The sequence below is a fragment of the Aeromicrobium stalagmiti genome (assembly GCF_013283745.1).
GTDB lineage: Bacteria > Actinomycetota > Actinomycetes > Propionibacteriales > Nocardioidaceae > Aeromicrobium > Aeromicrobium stalagmiti.
On the sequence record NZ_JABSTZ010000001.1, the window covers coordinates 1,488,029 to 1,502,768 of the forward strand.

General features: G+C 71.6%; 20 protein-coding genes, 2 tRNA genes and 1 riboswitch. Of the genes, 15 read left to right on the forward strand and 7 right to left on the reverse strand.

The annotated features are described in order from the left end of the window. Nucleotides 1-61: 61 nt before the first annotated feature. Complete coding sequence (locus tag HQK15_RS07300) at nucleotides 62-535, reverse strand: hypothetical protein (protein WP_173490708.1); 474 nt, start codon at nucleotides 533-535, stop codon at nucleotides 62-64. A gap of 104 nt (nucleotides 536-639) precedes the next feature. Further along, nucleotides 640-1,074 (reverse strand): YdeI/OmpD-associated family protein, encoded by a 435-nt coding sequence (locus HQK15_RS07305; RefSeq protein ID WP_173490709.1) that lies wholly within the window; start codon nucleotides 1,072-1,074, stop codon nucleotides 640-642. A gap of 126 nt (nucleotides 1,075-1,200) precedes the next feature. Here HQK15_RS07305 and HQK15_RS07310 point away from each other — a divergent pair, with 126 nt between their 5' ends. After that, nucleotides 1,201-1,473, forward strand: coding sequence for an SAP domain-containing protein (locus HQK15_RS07310; RefSeq protein WP_173490710.1), 273 nt, complete (start codon nucleotides 1,201-1,203; stop codon nucleotides 1,471-1,473). 46 nt (nucleotides 1,474-1,519) lie between these two features. Here the strand turns inward: HQK15_RS07310 and HQK15_RS07315 are convergent, their stop codons facing one another. The 4 genes from HQK15_RS07315 to HQK15_RS07330 form a co-directional block, all read right to left on the reverse strand. Beyond that, a complete protein-coding gene (locus HQK15_RS07315) occupies nucleotides 1,520-1,774 on the reverse strand; it encodes a hypothetical protein (protein WP_173490711.1) in 255 nt (84 codons plus the stop codon). Then, a complete protein-coding gene (locus HQK15_RS07320; RefSeq protein ID WP_173490712.1) occupies nucleotides 1,771-1,941 on the reverse strand; it encodes a hypothetical protein in 171 nt (56 codons plus the stop codon). Before HQK15_RS07320 ends, HQK15_RS07315 begins: the two co-directional genes overlap by 4 nt. A gap of 66 nt (nucleotides 1,942-2,007) precedes the next feature. Continuing rightward, nucleotides 2,008-2,508, reverse strand: a complete 501-nt coding sequence (locus HQK15_RS07325) for a hemerythrin domain-containing protein (protein ID WP_173490713.1) — start codon at nucleotides 2,506-2,508, stop codon at nucleotides 2,008-2,010. 82 nt (nucleotides 2,509-2,590) lie between these two features. After that, complete coding sequence (locus HQK15_RS07330) at nucleotides 2,591-4,141, reverse strand: adenylate/guanylate cyclase domain-containing protein (RefSeq protein ID WP_367649088.1); 1,551 nt, start codon at nucleotides 4,139-4,141, stop codon at nucleotides 2,591-2,593. Nucleotides 4,142-4,288: 147 nt separating this feature from the next. On the opposite strand from HQK15_RS07330, the gene HQK15_RS07335 reads away from it, so the two are divergent. The 14 genes from HQK15_RS07335 (at nucleotide 4,289) to HQK15_RS07400 (ending at nucleotide 14,158) form a co-directional block, all read left to right on the forward strand. Further along, nucleotides 4,289-4,699, forward strand: coding sequence for a cyclic nucleotide-binding domain-containing protein (locus tag HQK15_RS07335; protein WP_254450677.1), 411 nt, complete (start codon nucleotides 4,289-4,291; stop codon nucleotides 4,697-4,699). Nucleotides 4,700-4,800: 101 nt separating this feature from the next. Next, nucleotides 4,801-5,751, forward strand: coding sequence for an acyl-CoA dehydrogenase family protein (locus HQK15_RS07340; protein WP_173490715.1), 951 nt, complete (start codon nucleotides 4,801-4,803; stop codon nucleotides 5,749-5,751). Then, complete coding sequence (locus tag HQK15_RS07345) at nucleotides 5,744-6,439, forward strand: PIG-L deacetylase family protein (RefSeq protein WP_173490716.1); 696 nt, start codon at nucleotides 5,744-5,746, stop codon at nucleotides 6,437-6,439. The genes HQK15_RS07340 and HQK15_RS07345 overlap by 8 nt, the downstream gene beginning before the upstream one ends. Beyond that, nucleotides 6,436-6,996, forward strand: coding sequence for a class I SAM-dependent DNA methyltransferase (locus HQK15_RS07350; protein ID WP_173490717.1), 561 nt, complete (start codon nucleotides 6,436-6,438; stop codon nucleotides 6,994-6,996). The genes HQK15_RS07345 and HQK15_RS07350 overlap by 4 nt, the downstream gene beginning before the upstream one ends. Beyond that, nucleotides 6,989-7,690 (forward strand): glycosyltransferase family 2 protein, encoded by a 702-nt coding sequence (locus HQK15_RS07355; RefSeq protein WP_173490718.1) that lies wholly within the window; start codon nucleotides 6,989-6,991, stop codon nucleotides 7,688-7,690. Before HQK15_RS07350 ends, HQK15_RS07355 begins: the two co-directional genes overlap by 8 nt. Nucleotides 7,691-7,718: 28 nt before the next feature. Beyond that, nucleotides 7,719-7,899: riboswitch (cobalamin riboswitch) on the forward strand. 55 nt (nucleotides 7,900-7,954) lie between these two features. Further along, nucleotides 7,955-8,968: an ABC transporter substrate-binding protein gene (locus HQK15_RS07360; protein ID WP_173490719.1), complete on the forward strand. Its 1,014-nt coding sequence runs from the start codon at nucleotides 7,955-7,957 to the stop codon at nucleotides 8,966-8,968. Continuing rightward, the gene (locus tag HQK15_RS07365) at nucleotides 8,968-10,029 is read left to right on the forward strand and encodes a FecCD family ABC transporter permease (protein WP_173490720.1); all 1,062 of its coding nucleotides are present in this window, start codon (nucleotides 8,968-8,970) and stop codon (nucleotides 10,027-10,029) included. The genes HQK15_RS07360 and HQK15_RS07365 overlap by 1 nt, the downstream gene beginning before the upstream one ends. Next, entirely contained in the window at nucleotides 10,026-10,787 is a 762-nt protein-coding gene (locus HQK15_RS07370; RefSeq protein WP_173490721.1) for an ABC transporter ATP-binding protein, read from the forward strand. The genes HQK15_RS07365 and HQK15_RS07370 overlap by 4 nt, the downstream gene beginning before the upstream one ends. Next, nucleotides 10,784-11,413 (forward strand): NAD(P)H-dependent oxidoreductase subunit E, encoded by a 630-nt coding sequence (locus HQK15_RS07375; RefSeq protein ID WP_367649089.1) that lies wholly within the window; start codon nucleotides 10,784-10,786, stop codon nucleotides 11,411-11,413. The genes HQK15_RS07370 and HQK15_RS07375 overlap by 4 nt, the downstream gene beginning before the upstream one ends. A gap of 72 nt (nucleotides 11,414-11,485) precedes the next feature. Further along, nucleotides 11,486-12,511: a quinone-dependent dihydroorotate dehydrogenase gene (locus HQK15_RS07380; RefSeq protein WP_367649090.1), complete on the forward strand. Its 1,026-nt coding sequence runs from the start codon at nucleotides 11,486-11,488 to the stop codon at nucleotides 12,509-12,511. Between the two features lie 115 nt (nucleotides 12,512-12,626). Further along, nucleotides 12,627-12,699 (forward strand) — tRNA-Thr (locus HQK15_RS07385). Between the two features lie 51 nt (nucleotides 12,700-12,750). Then, nucleotides 12,751-12,824, forward strand: a tRNA-Met gene (locus HQK15_RS07390). Nucleotides 12,825-12,878: 54 nt separating this feature from the next. Further along, nucleotides 12,879-13,049 carry a 50S ribosomal protein L33 gene (gene rpmG, locus HQK15_RS07395; protein WP_173490723.1) on the forward strand — a complete coding sequence of 57 codons (171 nt, stop codon included), beginning with the start codon at nucleotides 12,879-12,881 and terminating at the stop codon, nucleotides 13,047-13,049. Further along, nucleotides 13,046-14,158: a UDP-N-acetylmuramate dehydrogenase gene (locus tag HQK15_RS07400; RefSeq protein WP_302477562.1), complete on the forward strand. Its 1,113-nt coding sequence runs from the start codon at nucleotides 13,046-13,048 to the stop codon at nucleotides 14,156-14,158. Before rpmG ends, HQK15_RS07400 begins: the two co-directional genes overlap by 4 nt. Here HQK15_RS07400 and HQK15_RS07405 read toward each other — a convergent pair. Then, on the reverse strand, nucleotides 14,155-14,739 hold the full coding sequence (locus tag HQK15_RS07405) for a hypothetical protein (RefSeq protein ID WP_173490725.1): 585 nt from the start codon (nucleotides 14,737-14,739) through the stop codon (nucleotides 14,155-14,157). The two genes, HQK15_RS07400 and HQK15_RS07405, sit on opposite strands and share 4 nt — an antisense overlap. Between the last annotated feature and the right edge of the window lies 1 nt (nucleotide 14,740).

Below are 14,740 nucleotides of genomic sequence, written 5' to 3' on the forward strand. Positions count from 1 at the left end.
CGGGGCGTCCCGGTCGGCTCGCTCGGGTGGGTGCTCATGTCAACCTTCCGGTGGTGGGGTGTCAACGGACGAGGGCCCGCGCTGCGGCACGGGAGTGGAGCTCGGCGAGCTGCTCGCCTTGGCGGAGAGCCTGCTCGTGGAGCGCGGTGAGCTCGTCGAGCGGCAGTCCGTCGTGCTGGTCGACGACGGACAGCAGGGCCTCCCAGCCGGCGGTCTTGCCGGCGACCGCCACGCGCATGGCCTCGAGGTCGATCAGGTCGGTCAGGGGCGTGCGGTGCAGGAGGTGGCCGTTGGGCTTGAGGCGACCGATGCGCTCGCCGACCTTCGCGGCGACGGCCGCGAGCGGGGCCGGTCGTGCACCGACCCGATGAGCGATCGACAGCAGCTGCTCGCGCTCCTCGACCAGCTCGTCCCTGATGCCGAGCACGACGCGGCGGGCCTCCTCGTCGGGCATGCCGCTGCCGCGCGAGAAGAGCTCGATCCCGCCGGCCGAGCCGGTCAGGTGGATGCGGAGGTAGTGGCCGAGTGCGTCCATCAGGATCCTTCGGGCTGCGTGGTCTGCCAAGGTGCGCGGTGCCGGACAGGCGGCGGGTACCCCCGAGAGGCAGGGACAAACAGCGTCCGCAGCCCGGCCCGTCGTCACGCCGTGAGGGACGCCACGACCTTGTCGATCCGGCGGGAGCGGGTCTCCGCGGCCTTGGCCTCGGTCACCGAGCGCACGTGCTCCTTCGACCGGCTGGGGGGCAGGGCGTCGAACGCCGGCCGGACACCGGCGGCCTCGATGGCCGCAGCGAGGTCGTCGGGCACGTCGGGCGTCCGGGTCGACGTGTCGTGCTCGAGCGTGACGTCGTACGCCTCGCCGCCCGTGACGCCGGCAGCCTCCCGCACGGCCTTCGACACCGGCACGAGGAAGCGGCCACCCATCGAGGCGATCGTCGATGCGTAGACGTAGCCGTTGACCTCCACCGTGACCGGCACGCGCCGACCTGCTTCGAACCCGAGGACGACGTCCTCCGGCACCTCGATCCCGACGTTGTTGCCCATCTGGAGCAGGACGGTGTGGAACGTGGTCATGGCGCCTCCCGGCCTCGACGTCCGATGGGGTGATCGTAGGCCTGCGCAGCACCGAGGTCGAGGCTGTCGCATGTCTGCCGCAGGCCGGGGTACCCCACATGGAGAATCGAACTGCAGGAGGACGACATGCCCGACAAGAAGACTCCGAGCCTGAAGAAGCCCGAGATGTACGAGGACCTCCGCAAGGAGGGTGCCTCCAAGGAGAAGGCTGCGCGCATCTCCAACGCCGCAGCGCAGAAGGGACGATCAAAGTCGTCCGTCGGTGCGAAGGGCGGAGAGGCCGGCTCCTACGACGACTGGACCGTCGCGGACCTGCGCCGGCGCGCCAAGGAGCTGGGCCTGTCGAGCTATTCCGACCAGAAGAAGGCTGAGCTGGTCAAGCGACTGCGGCAGCACTGAGCTGGACGGCACGGGCCGACAGCGCAGACGCGGCCCGCGTCCCGGCTCAGCTCTCGGTGACCAGCTCGATCGCGAAGGCCGCACCCCGGCTCACGGCGTCCGCGTAGGCCGCGAGCTGCTCGCCCGTCAGCTGCACACCGATCGTCGCGAAGGCGTCCTCGGCCTGGGAAGCGATGCTCGCGACCGACTGTCCGGTCAGCTTGGCGCGCACCTCGGCGTCGACCTCCTCGACACTTGGCTGGACGCTGGCCAGCATCTCGTCGTGGCCGTCCGGCCTGAAGTCGTTCGTGGTGCCGCTCACGGGGTCGTGTGCGCGGCCGCCGCGACGTGGTGGCGCTGGGGCTGCAGCCACGACCGGCTCGTTCGCGGCTGCCGCCTCAGGGTCGAGGTGACGGCACCGCCGGCTCCCGAGGCGACCTCGGCGAACAGGAACGAGGTCGAGGTGATGGCGTCGAGCATCGTCTTCATCGCGCCGATGTACCCACCGGCCGCCGGGTCAAACGATCCGGCGGCCCGCTCTCGCCGCGCGCCGGCTCAGCTGATGACGGCGTCGATCGTCTTCTTCAGGGCGCTGGGCTGGGAGGGGTGCCGCGGGGCCGTCATCTTCGCCTCGATCATGGCCGCACCGATCTCCTGCAGGGTCGTGCGCCCGAGCCCTGCACGCACCTTCGGGAACCACTCCTGCTCCTCCTCGGCCATGTGGTGCGTGACGTTCTCGATCAGCACCATCGTCTTGGCGGTGAAGCGTTCGGCGTCCGGCTTCATGCCGGCGAGCTCGACGACCAGCACGTCGGCGACATGGTGCTCCTCGTACGACTCCAGGACGTCGTCCTCGAGCTCGGGCATCAGGTCGCGCACGCGGGGATACATGACCTCGTTCTCGATGTAGGTGTGGACGGTCAGCAGCTCGATGATCCGGTTGACGAGCTGACCCTTGGCGACATGGGCGTCGGGACCTGCCTTCTCGAAGGCGCTGAAGACCTTGCGGATCTCCTGGTGGTCGTTCTTGAGCAGCACGATGGCGTCGGTCGACATGGGGATCTCCAAGGGGGTTGGGGGGTGAGCCGAGGGCGTACCCGTCCAGGGACGAGCCAACCGGCACGTCGCTGAACGTCGCTCAGTCGCGGGCGGACGGGTCGGCGAGCCTCGCCGTGGCGGTCGCGGCGTCGCGGCCGCGCAGGACCGTGGAGTCGTGCTCGACCCAGTGAGGCTGCTCCGCGGGGTCGGCAGCGGTCACGCTGGCGGCAGCGGCGAGCACGCCCCCGTCGACGTCCTTGGCGAGCTCCTCGAGCCGGGCCGCGGAGTTCACGGCGTCGCCGATGACGGTGTACTCGAACCGCGACCGCGCCCCGACGTTGCCGGCCACGGCCTGGCCGGTCGAGACGCCGATGCCGGCGCCGATCTCGGGCATCTCGTCGGCGATGCGGGCGGCGATGACGCGTGCGGCGGACAGAGCGGCGCCCGCGTGGTCGTCGAGGTCGGTGGGGGCGCCGAAGATCGCAAGCACAGCGTCACCCATGAACTTGTTCACGAGCCCGTCGCGGCGGTCGACCTCCTCGACGATGATCGCGAAGAACCGGTTGAGCATGTCGACGACCTCGCTGGGCGGCCGGTTGGTCGCGTACGTCGTCGACCCCACGAGGTCGATCATCAGCACGGACACGAGTCGCGTCTCGCCGCCGAGCTCGACCTGGCCTGTCGTCGCGGCTGCCGCCACCGACTGGCCCACGTGCCGTCCGAACAGGTCGCGGATCTGCTCACGCTCCCGCAGCCCCTGGACCATCTCGTTGAAGCCCGACTGCAGCAGGCCGAGCTCGGTGCCGTCGTTGACGCGGATCTCGACGTCGAGATCGCCCTCGCCGACCCGGGCGAGGGCGGCCTGCACCGAGGCGATCGGCGAGACGATCGAGCGGGCGTTGAGCACCGTCACGAGCAGGCCGAAGACGAGCACCACAGCGGCGAGCCCGAGGATCACGAAGGCCAGCCGGGTGATGTCGATGTCGTCGCGGGTCAGCGCGATGACCGACGCGACGACCAGGCCGAGCACCGGCGACGCCGTGCCGAGGCACCAGAAGATGACCATCTTGCGCTCGACCCCCGCGCCGAGCTCGTCGGTCGCGGCCCGCCCGGCCAGCGCCCGCGCCGCAATGGGTCGCAGGGCGAACTCGGTGATGAGATACGCGATCGCGCACACCACGAGACCGGCGATGCCGACGGCGAACAGCGCGCTCAGCGCCGCCTCGGGCTGCAGGGACAGCGCGAGCACGGTGAACACGACGGTGCCGCCCGACCACAGGCCCGACTGGATCAGGGTCATGCGCCAGGGGAGTCTCAACGCGATCCGACGCTCCTCGGCGGTCGGCTCGTCGTCGTCGCGGACCCATCGCAGGGCCCGCAGGGCGCTGACGGTGACGAGGCTCGCGCCGACGATCACGGCGACGCCGACATAGACGGGGACGGCGATGGCCAGTCCCGCGAGGTACGTGGAGTCCGGGCCGCCGCCCGGCGTGATGAGGAACGTCAGCCCGAAGACGATGCCGGCGCCGATGACGTTCGTGAGGATCAGCAGGACCGTGAGCAGGACCTGCACGCGCGCACGCAGCCGTCGGCTCGGCTGATCCGGCGGGCCGAGCAACCAGTCACTGCCCCAGCGGTGCACGGCTGCCACGGTCACTCCGATCAGAGGTGACGGGAGCCCGCCACGAGGTCGTTGGCCGAGTCGTCGGCCGCTCAAGACAAAATAGCGGCCATTTGTCGCTACCGTGTGGCGTACGACACCTCCCGGCGCCGTGCGTCGTTGACGAAGGGAACTCCCATGCTCCGCAAGCCCAAGGCCGATCCAGAGGTCGTTGACCGCCTCACCCACGTCACGGGGTTCGACCCGGAGGTCGTCAAGCGCATCGCGACGGTCGGCACGCAGGTCAACATCCCGTCGGGCTGGTCGATCATCATGGAGTCCACGCCCGCCGACTCGGCCTACATCGTGCTCGACGGCACGGTGGAGATCCGCAAGGGCGGCGAGACCCTGGCGACGCTGGGCCCGGGCGCGGTCTTCGGCGAGATCGCCCTGGTCAACCACCGCCTGCGCAACGCGTCGGTCGTCGCCTCGTCGCCCATCTCGGCGCTGCGACTCGGTGACGAGGCCGTGCGGGAGCTGCTGGAGCACGATGCCGGCTTCGCCGACACGATGCGGTCGATGGCTGAGGCCCGGCTCGAGGCCGAGTAGCACCTGGCGTCGCGTCACCGTAAATGTTGCGGTGACGCGACGCAGTGGGACGGTGGAGGTCGGTTGGGCAGCAGCCGGCTCGTCGGCCTCCGCGAGGAATCATGTCGCTCTCCCACTCCCGCCCCCCGATCTCGCACGACGACCTGCGCGCCCACACGCGCGACCTGTGGCCGGTGCCCGGATCGGGCGAGACGCTGCGGCGCTGGTCGATGATGTCCGCGATCTCGGCCATCGACCTGCCGCTCGCCAAGCTCGTCGAGCCCCACCACGACGCTGCCGCGATCCTCGGCGATCTCGGCGCACCGCCTCCGGGGGCCGGCGAGATCTGGGCCGTGTGGGCCTCGGAACCTCCGACTGCCGTCCTGACGGCGACGCAGGGCACGGACGGCTGGCGGCTCTCCGGGGTCAAGGCCTTCTGCTCCGGCGCCTCGCTCGTCACCCATGCGCTGGTGACGGCCGAGACGTCCGACGGCTCGCGGCTGTTCTCCATCGAGGTGGGGTCCGGGACGCAGGTAGGAGCGGCAGGACCCTCGTGGTCCGGCCCGGGCATGAGCCGCTGCGGAACCGTCACGCTCGACCTCCACGACGTCCCGGCCCAGCCGGTCGGCCCGGCAGGGGCGTACGTCGACCGTCCCGGCTTCTGGCTCGGCGCCATCGGCATCGCCGCCTGCTGGTTGGGCGGCGCGCGCGGCGTCGCGGCGACCCTGGAGCGGGGCTCGGCCCGTCTGGACGCGCACGGCCGGGCTCACCTCGGCGCCGTGCGGTCGGCCCTCGACACGACCGACCTGGCCTTCGAGGCGGCCGCCGACCTGGTCGACCGACAAGCCCTGAGCACCAGCCAGGCGAGACGTCTGGCGTTGTCCTTGCGGGGTCACACGGCGGGGGCCGTCGAGAGCGTCATCAGCCACGTCGGGCGCGCCACGGGGCCGGGGCCGCTGGCCTTCGACGGTGCACACGCCGAGCACGTCGCCGACCTGCAGGTCTTCGTGCGCCAGCACCATGCCGAGCGTGACATGGAGCAGCTGGGATCCGAGCGGGCCGACGATGTCTGACGCGTGGCGGCAGCGGCTGGAGGCGGAGCCACCGGCCGAGGCGGTCGACCCCGGAGGGCGTGTCCTGGTGCTGTCGGCCCATCCCGACGACGAGGTGCTGGCCATCGGCTCGTGGTTGTCCCGGCAGCGGGATCGTGAGCTGGTCTTCGTCACCGCCACCGACGGCGAGGCGTCCCACCCCGGAAGCACCGCGATCACCCCGGACGAGCTTCGACTCCGCCGTCCGCGCGAGCTGGTGCACGCGTTGTCGCTCCTGGGTGTCGAGGACCCGCAGGTCGAGCGGCTGCAGCTGCCCGACGGCGGCCTGCACGACGAGCGCGAGCAGCTGCGTCGACGGCTGCGCCCCCTGGTCGCAGACGCTGACCTGGTCATCGCCCCGTTCGAGGCCGACGGGCACCCTGACCACGACGCCATGGGCGAGGTCGCCCTCGAGCTGACGGCGGGAGCGACCCCGCTGTGGCGCTACCCGGTCTGGACCTGGGCGTGGACCGTCCCTGACGACCAGTGGTGGTGGGGCGCGGTGCGCAGGCTCGACAGCACCACGTCCGACCGGGCGCGCAAGCGGCGTGCCCTCGCGGCCTTCGTGACGCAGGTCCAGCCGTTGAGTCCCGGGCCCGACGACCAGGCAGTCGTCGACGGGGCGCTCCTGCAGCACGCCATGTTCGCGCCCGAGGTCGTGATCGCATGACCGCCGCCGAGTACTTCGAGCAGATGTACGCCGAGTCGAGCGATCCGTGGCAGCTGGCCGAGCGGGCCTACGAGCAGCGCAAGTACGCGCTGACGGTGGCGAGCCTGCCGCGCGACCGATATCGACGCGGCTTCGAGCCGGGCTGCTCGATCGGCGTGCTCACCGGGCTGCTGGCGCCTCGATGCGACGAGCTGATCTCGACCGATCCCGTCGCCGCCCCGTTGACGCTGGCGAGGCAACGGGTCGGTGGGTCCCACGTCAGCCTTCGCCAAGCCGCCCTGCCTGACGACTGGCCGGCCGGGCCCCTCGACCTGGTCGTGCTGTCGGAGGTCCTCTACTACCTGTCGGCCGCCGCCCGGGTGCAGGTGCTCGCCCACGTCATGAGCACGTTGGCTCCCGACGGGCACCTGGTGCTGGTGCACTGGCGCCACCGCTTCGAGGCGGCGACGTGCACCGGCGACGAGGCCCACGACGAGGTGGTGGCCTGCGAGGGTCTGGTCACCCTCGTGAAGCACGTCGAGCGTGACTTCCGGCTGGAGGTGCTCGGCCGTGGATGAGGTGCGCAGCATCGCCGTGGTCATCCCGGCCCGTGACGAGGAGGCATCCATCGCGCGCGCCGTCGCCTCGGTGCAGGTCGCTGCTGCGGGGGTCGGTGACCGGGTGCGGGTTGACACGATCGTGGTCGCCAACGGGTGCTCCGACGACACGGCCGGGGCAGCCCGCCGCGCCGGCGCCCACGTGCTCGTCCACCCGAGACCGGGTGTCGGCGCGGCCCGGGCGGCGGGTGCCGACTGGGCCTGCCTCCGGTCGACGGATCCCCGATCACTGTGGTTGGCCTCGACCGACGCGGACAGCGTCGTCCCGCGGGACTGGTTGAGGGCGCAGCTCTCGCACGCCGCAGCAGGCGTCGACCTCGTGCTGGGGACGATCACGATGGCCGCTCGCGACCTCGTCGTCCACGACCACTGGCGTCGCGCCTACGAGGTGCGCCTGGCCGGAGGTTCGCACGGCCACGTCCACGGCGCCAACCTCGGCATCCGAGGCACCACCTACACGGTGGCCGGCGGGTTCCGCGCGATGGCGGTGCACGAGGACGTCGACCTGGTCCGTCGTGCGATCGACACGGGCGCCGTGGCGGCGTGGGTCGACGACCTCGCGGTGACGACCTCGGCGCGGCACCGTTCCCGGGTCGATGGCGGCGTGGCGTCCGACCTCGCTGCGTCCTGGGCAGCGGGGTGTGCGTCCGCCTGAGAGCGCGGTGCGACTCGTCGCTCACGGGTGCTAGATTGCGACAGCCAGTCAACTCAGCGATGAGCCAGGGAACCCGGTGAGAGTCCGGGACTGACGCGCAGCGGTAAGGGCGACGGGCGGAGCACGAGGCCACTGGATCGCGAGGTCCGGGAAGGCGCGCCGTCCGGTTGACCCCGAGTCCGAAGACCTGCTGGCCGCAGACACCCGTCTGCGTCACCCGCTCACCAGGCTTCGCGCACGAGCCTCCGGACTCGAGAGAGACCCATGACGTCGACCCGTCGTACCTTGCTGACCCCTGCCCGTCTGACTCCCACCGTGCTGTCCCTCGCCGCGCTCTGCCTGTCGGCGTGCGCCGGAGCGCCGGAGCCCACCGCTGCCGCCGCCGAGGACCGATCCGGATATCCGGTGAAGGTCACGAGCTGCGGCTTCACCTCGACGATCACGTCGCGGCCGCAGCGCGCCGTGACGATGAACCAGGGTGCCACCGAGGTGGCCCTCGCCCTGGGGGTGGAGGACCAGCTGGCCGGCACGGCCTATCTCGACGACTCCGTGCCGAAGCGGTGGCAGGAGGCGTACGACTCGGTGCCGGTGCTGTCGAAGGATTACCCGGACCACGAGAGCCTGCTCGCGACGAAGCCCGACTTCGTCTACGGCTCCTACGCCAGTGCCTTCGACCGTGAGGCCGCCGGCGCGCAGTCCGAGCTCGCCGATCTCGGCATCGGGTCGTTGACCTCGCTGTTCGGCTGCGCCGACAACACGCCGAGCGAGGACGTCTCGTTCGAGGCGGTCTGGAGGGAGATCGAGCTCGTCGGCGACGTCTTCGGCGTCCCCGACCGGGCCTCGCGGATCAGCACCGACCAGCAGGAGCAGCTCGCGGCTCTCGAACGGGACCGGGTCGGCGAGGGGCTCGACGTCTTCTGGTTCGACTCCGGTGACAAGACCGCCTTCGCCGGCGCGGGCGAAGGAGGACCCCAGCTGATCCTCGACGCGGAGGGGGCGACCAACGTGTTCGCCGACCTGAGGGGCGGTTGGGCCGACGTCAGCTGGGAGAAGGTCGTCGCCACCGACCCGGACGTCATCGTGCTGGCCGACGCCAGCTGGTCGTCCGCCGCCGACAAGATCGCCTTCCTGCAGAAGGACCCCGTGCTGAGCACGCTCGACGCGGTCCGTGACGAGCGGTTCGTGGTGCTGCCGTTCTCCGAGACGACGCCCGGCGTGCGACTGGCCGACGGGGCGCAGGCAGTCGCCGACGGTCTCGCGACGCTCGACCGCGGCTGATGCACCAGCTGCAGGCACCGCCGCGGCCGGCGCAGCGGTCCGGCGCCGTCGTCCCGATCGCGCTGCTCTCGCTGGTGCTCGTCGCGACGATGGTCGTGGCCCTGGGCATCGGGGCCGTCTCGGTCCCCGTCGGCACGGTGGCCGAGGTCGTCCTCCGCCGGCTGGGAGCTGGGATCGACGTCGACCTGCTCGACGACCAGATCGTCTGGCAGCTGCGGATGCCGCGCGTGCTGGCCGCTGCCGCGACCGGTGCGGGCCTGGCGATCTGCGGCGCGGTGCTGCAGTCGTTGACCCGCAACGACCTCGCCGACCCCTATCTGCTGGGCATCTCCGGGGGAGCCGCGGTGGGCGCGGTCAGCGTGATCGTCCTGGGCGTCAGCGTGGCCGGTCTCGTCTCCGCCACGATGCTGACCGTCGGCGCCTTCGCCGGTGCGCTGGTCGCCCTCGCGCTCGTGCTCCTGCTCGCGACGGGGCGCACCGGCACCCTGCCGCCGGGACGCACGGTGCTCGCCGGCGTGGCGGTGGGCCAGATCTGCGCCGCCTACACGTCGTTCGTCGTCATCATGAGCGGCGACCACGACGCTGCCCGGCGGGTCCTCAGCTGGACGCTGGGCTCACTGGCCGGCGTGCGGTGGGGCTCGGCGACGTTCCTGTGCGTCGTCGCGCTGCTCGCGGTGGTGCTGATCATGGCGTTCGCGTCCGACCTCGACGCCTTCGCGTTCGGGGAGGCGTCGGCGGGCTCGCTGGGCGTCTCGATCGCGGCCACGCGGTGGACCCTGCTGGTCGGCACCGCCCTGCTGACGGCCTCGCTCGTCGCGTTCACGGGAGCCATCGGGTTCGTCGGGCTCGTCGTGCCACACGTCGTGCGCATCGTCTGGGGCCCGCTGCACCGCCGGCTCCTGCCGTTGAGCGCTGTGGCCGGCGCCATCCTCCTGGTGTGGGCCGACACGATCGCCCGGTCCCTGGTGACCGGTCAGGAGATCCCGATCGGTGTCGTCACGGCCGTGATCGGTGCCCCGGTGTTCGCCTGGCTGCTGCGACGTGACGGGCGGCAGGCATGAGAACCGTCGTCGAGGGCGTCGACTGGGGCGTCAAGGACCTCACGATCCTGCACGAGGTCTCGGCCGAGTTCCCGGCCGGCAGCGTCACCGGTCTGATCGGGCCCAACGGGTCGGGCAAGACGTCGCTGCTGCACGTCGTGGCCGGCTTGCGGCGTCCCTCGCAGGGACGGGTCGAGGTCGGCGGTGAGGACGTCCACGCCTGGTCGGCGCGGGTCCGGGCCCGTCGCATCGCCCTGCTGGAGCAGCACGCGTCGACGTCGCTCGACCTCACCGTCCGTCAGGTCGTGGAGCTGGGTCGCACGCCTCACCGGGGTCGCTGGCCGGGTCGGCTCGACGAGGGACGTCGGCAGGTCGAGTCGGCGCTGGAGCTGGGCCGCGTCGCCGACCTCGCCGACCGGCGGTGGCAGACCCTGTCGGGTGGCGAGCGCCAGCGTGTCCAGCTGGCGCGGTCACTCGCCCAGGAGCCGTCGCTCCTGATGCTCGACGAGCCGACCAACCACCTCGACCTGCGCCACCAGATCGACTTCCTGACCACGGTGCGCGACCTGGGCATCACGACGATCGCAGCGCTGCACGACCTTGACCTGGCGGCCGCGTTCTGCGACCGGCTGGTCGTCATGCGCGGCGGGCACGTCGTCGCGGCGGGCCCGGTCGAGTCGGTGCTCTCGTCCGCGCTGGTCCTCGACGTCTTCGGCGTCCGCACGACGATCGACCGTCACGCCGCTGCCGACCGGTGGAACGTGGTGTGGCACCGGTGAGCGCGATCGTCCACGTCGGGATGTCCGTCCGCGAGGCCAACCAGCGCGACGTCCTGCACCGGCGCGCGGAGGCTGCGGGTGCCTCCCTCGCGTTCCTCCAGCACGGCGAGCCCTCGCTGGTGGCCGAGCTGGACCGGCTGGCCGACGCCGGGGTCGACTCGATCCGCCTCGAGCCGGTCGTGGTGGGCGGCCGCTCGCCGGCGCGGTCGTGGCTGCGGCGGGTCGCGGGGCACTGGCTGCGTGCCGGCGACCGGCGCGCGACGATCCTCGTCGGCGACAGCGAGGTGACCGGACGGGAGGCCGGCCTCACGTCACCTGCGTGGCAGGAGGTGCCGTCCCACACGCGACACCTGCTGGTGTGCCGGGGGCCGCGCTGCCAGGCGCAGGGCGCCGACGCGACAGCAGCGGCCGTCGACGACGCGTTGGGAGATCTCGGTCTGGGCGACGACGACGTGCTGGTCACCCAGACCGGCTGCCTGTTCCCGTGCAACAACGCCCCGGTGCTGGTCGTGCACCCCGACGACACCTGGTTCGGCCGGGTCGACGCCGACGAGGCGCGCCGCATCGTGGTCGATCACGTGGTCGGCGGCCAGGATCCCGGCGACCACGTGCTGCCCCGGCGATGACCTGGCGCCGTCCCTCACGGCCCGATGACCGCAGGGACGGCGCCTGCGGCGCCCGACCGATACGCTGACGTCGTGGTCTATCGCGCCTTCTTCGACGCCGTCTTCCGCTCGATGGATCCCGAGAAGGCGCACGAGCGCGGTTTCGCCGCGATCCGCGCCGGTCGGCCGGTCACTCGGGTGGTGTTCCCGCAGACCCACGCTCCCCGCACCGTCATGGGCGTGGAGTTCCCGAACGCGTTCGGCCTCGCCGCCGGTTTCGACAAGAACGCCCACGCCGTCCCGGGACTCCTGGCGCTGGGCTTCGGCCACGTCGAGATCGGCACCGTCACGGCCCGGGCGCAGCCCGGCAACCCCCGGCCGCGCCTGTTCCGCCTGGTCGAGGATCGCGCGATCATCAACCGGATGGGCTTCAACAACGTCGGCGCGGCGGAGGTCGCCTCCCGCCTGCACCGGCTGCGCCGCACGAAGGTCGGCCGCGCCGCCGTCATCGGCGTCAACATCGGCAAGACCAAGGCCACCGCGCCGCAGGACGCCGTGGCCGACTACGTCGAGAGCGCTCGGCTGCTGACGCCCTACGCGAGCTATCTCGTGGTCAACGTGTCGTCGCCCAACACCCCGGGCCTGCGCGACCTGCAGGCCGTCGACGAGCTGCGTCCGCTGCTCGCCGCGGTCAAGGAGGTCGCCGACCGCAACCCGTCGAGGCGGGTGCCGCTCGTCGTCAAGATCGCGCCCGACCTCGCCGACGCCGACGTGGACGCCGTCGCCGACCTCGCGCTGGAGCTGGGCCTCGACGGCATCAGTGCCACCAACACGACGATCGCCCGGCCCGACTCGCTGCTCACCGCCCGGGCGACGATCGACGCCGCGGGAGCCGGGGGACTCTCCGGTCCGGTGCTCGGCGAGCGGGCGACCGAGGTGCTCGTCCGTCTCCGTGCGCGGGTCGGCGACCGGCTCGCGATCATCGCGGTCGGCGGCGTCACGACTCCCGACGACGTCCGTGCCCGCCTCGCCGCGGGAGCCGACCTCGTGCAGGGCTACACGGGCTTCATCTACGAGGGACCGGCGTGGCCGTCCCGCCTCGCTGCGGCCTCGGCGTGAGCCGATGTCGGCCGTCTTTGCAGCCTCTGCGAGCCCGCGTCGATGCCGCCCTCACGACAGGGGCACCCCCGATTTCACTTCCCGGCGACGGCCCGGTATCTTTGACTGTCGGCTTGCCCCTTTAGCTCAGTCGGCAGAGCGTTTCCATGGTAAGGAAAAGGTCTACGGTTCGATTCCGTAAAGGGGCTCTGGACTCGCAACACGAAGAGTCCGTCGGGCATGAGGCATCTCATGCCCGCGGCTGGGTAGCTCAGGTGGTTAGAGCACACGACTCATAATCGTGGTGTCGCGGGTTCGAGTCCCGCCCCAGCTACCGCACGACTGCACAGGCAAGACCCCAGCATCATCGATTAGAAGAGGCACCCTCGTGGCCAGCAAGAGCTCAGACGTTCGCCCCAAGATCACCTTGGCCTGCACCGAGTGCAAGGAGCGCAACTACATCACGAAGAAGAACCGTCGCAACGATCCCGATCGTATGGACCTCAAGAAGTTCTGCCCGCGCTGCAAGACCCACCAGACGCACCGCGAGACGCGCTGAACCCAGCACTTCGTACGACGGCTCCCACGGCTCCGGCCGGTGGGAGCCTTCGTCATTCCCGGGCGGAGTCCACTGCTAGCGTCGCGGCCATGGACCTCGCGGAGATGACGACGCTGCGTCTGGGTGGCCCCGCGCGGGCCGTGATCGAAGCGACCACCGAGGAGCACCTCGTCGACGTCGTCCGCATCGCCGACGAGGGCGGCGACCCGGTGCTCCTCGTGGCCGGCGGCAGCAACCTCGTCGTGTCCGACGAAGGGGTCGTCGGCACCGTCGTGCGGGTGCTGACCCGTGGCGTGACCGTCGACGCCGACGCGTGCAGCGGCGCCATGGTGACGGTCGCCGCGGGGGAGCCGTGGGACGCCTTCGTCGCCCGGGCCGTCGACGAGGGCTGGATCGGCATCGAGGCGCTCTCGGGCATTCCCGGCTCCACCGGCGCCACGCCCGTCCAGAACGTCGGGGCCTACGGCCAGGAGGTGTCGCAGACCATCGCGTCGGTCCGCACCTACGACCGCTACGACCGACGCATCCGCACCTTCGCCGCGGCCGACTGCGGCTTCGCCTACCGGCACAGCCGGTTCAAGGCCGAGCCGCAGCGTCACGTGGTCCTGTCGGTGACGTTCCAGCTCGCGCTGGGCGACCTGGGAGTCCCGGTCGCCTACGCAGAGCTCGCCCGCACGCTGGGCGTCGAGGTCGGCGGACGTGCTCCTGCCACGGCGGTCCGCGAGGCGGTGCTCGGGCTGCGTCGTGGCAAGGGCATGGTGCTCGACCCCGCTGACCACGACACGTGGAGCGCCGGCTCGTTCTTCACCAACCCGCTGCTGACGCCCGAGCAGGCGGCGTCCCTGCCCGCCGAGGCGCCCCGCTTCGACCAGCCCGACGGCACGGTCAAGACGAGCGCCGCGTGGCTGATCGACCACGCGGGCTTCGCCAAGGGCCACGGCACGTCGGCGGTCTCGCTGTCGACCAAGCACACGCTCGCGCTGACCAACCGGGGCAGCGGCACGACCGCGCAGCTGCTCGACCTCGCCCGCGAGGTGCGTGACGGCGTCCGCGCCGCCTACGGCATCACCCTCGTCAACGAGCCGGTGCTCGTCGGCTGCTCCCTCTAGTCGGACGAGGTCGCGGCCGCCCGGACCACGGTGGCGAGGGCGTCCACGGAGTCGGTGCGCGAGCCGCTGCTCGAGTCGTCACCCCAGAAGTCGTCGACCGTGAACGAGAGCACCACGATCAGCGTGATGACGGCCAGGACGAGGGTCAGCAGGACCGTGCCGATGATGCCGAGCACGAAGCCGGCCTTGGCCTCGCTGCGGCCGGAGAGCTGACCCTGGCTCGCGTCGATGTCCCGCATCGCGCGTCGCCCCTGGAACCAGGCGAAGGGCGCCACGAGCAGCGGCAGGCCGTAGCAGAGCATCCCCCCGCCGACCCCGACGATGCCCAGCACCATCGCGGTCGTGGCCTGCGGATGCTTGGGCGCCTGCGGACCGTACGCCGGGTAGCCGTAGCCGGGCGGGGGCGGATAGCCCGGTGGGTAGGAGCCGGGCTGCGGGGGATAGCCCGGTGGGTAGCCGTATCCGGAGGGCGGCACCGACGAGCCCGGCGGCGGGTACGACGAGGCGGGCGGCGGGTAGGCGGAGCCCCAGTTGGGCTGCTGCGGTTCCTCCGACGGGTACTTCGGTGCGTCGTCGCTCATG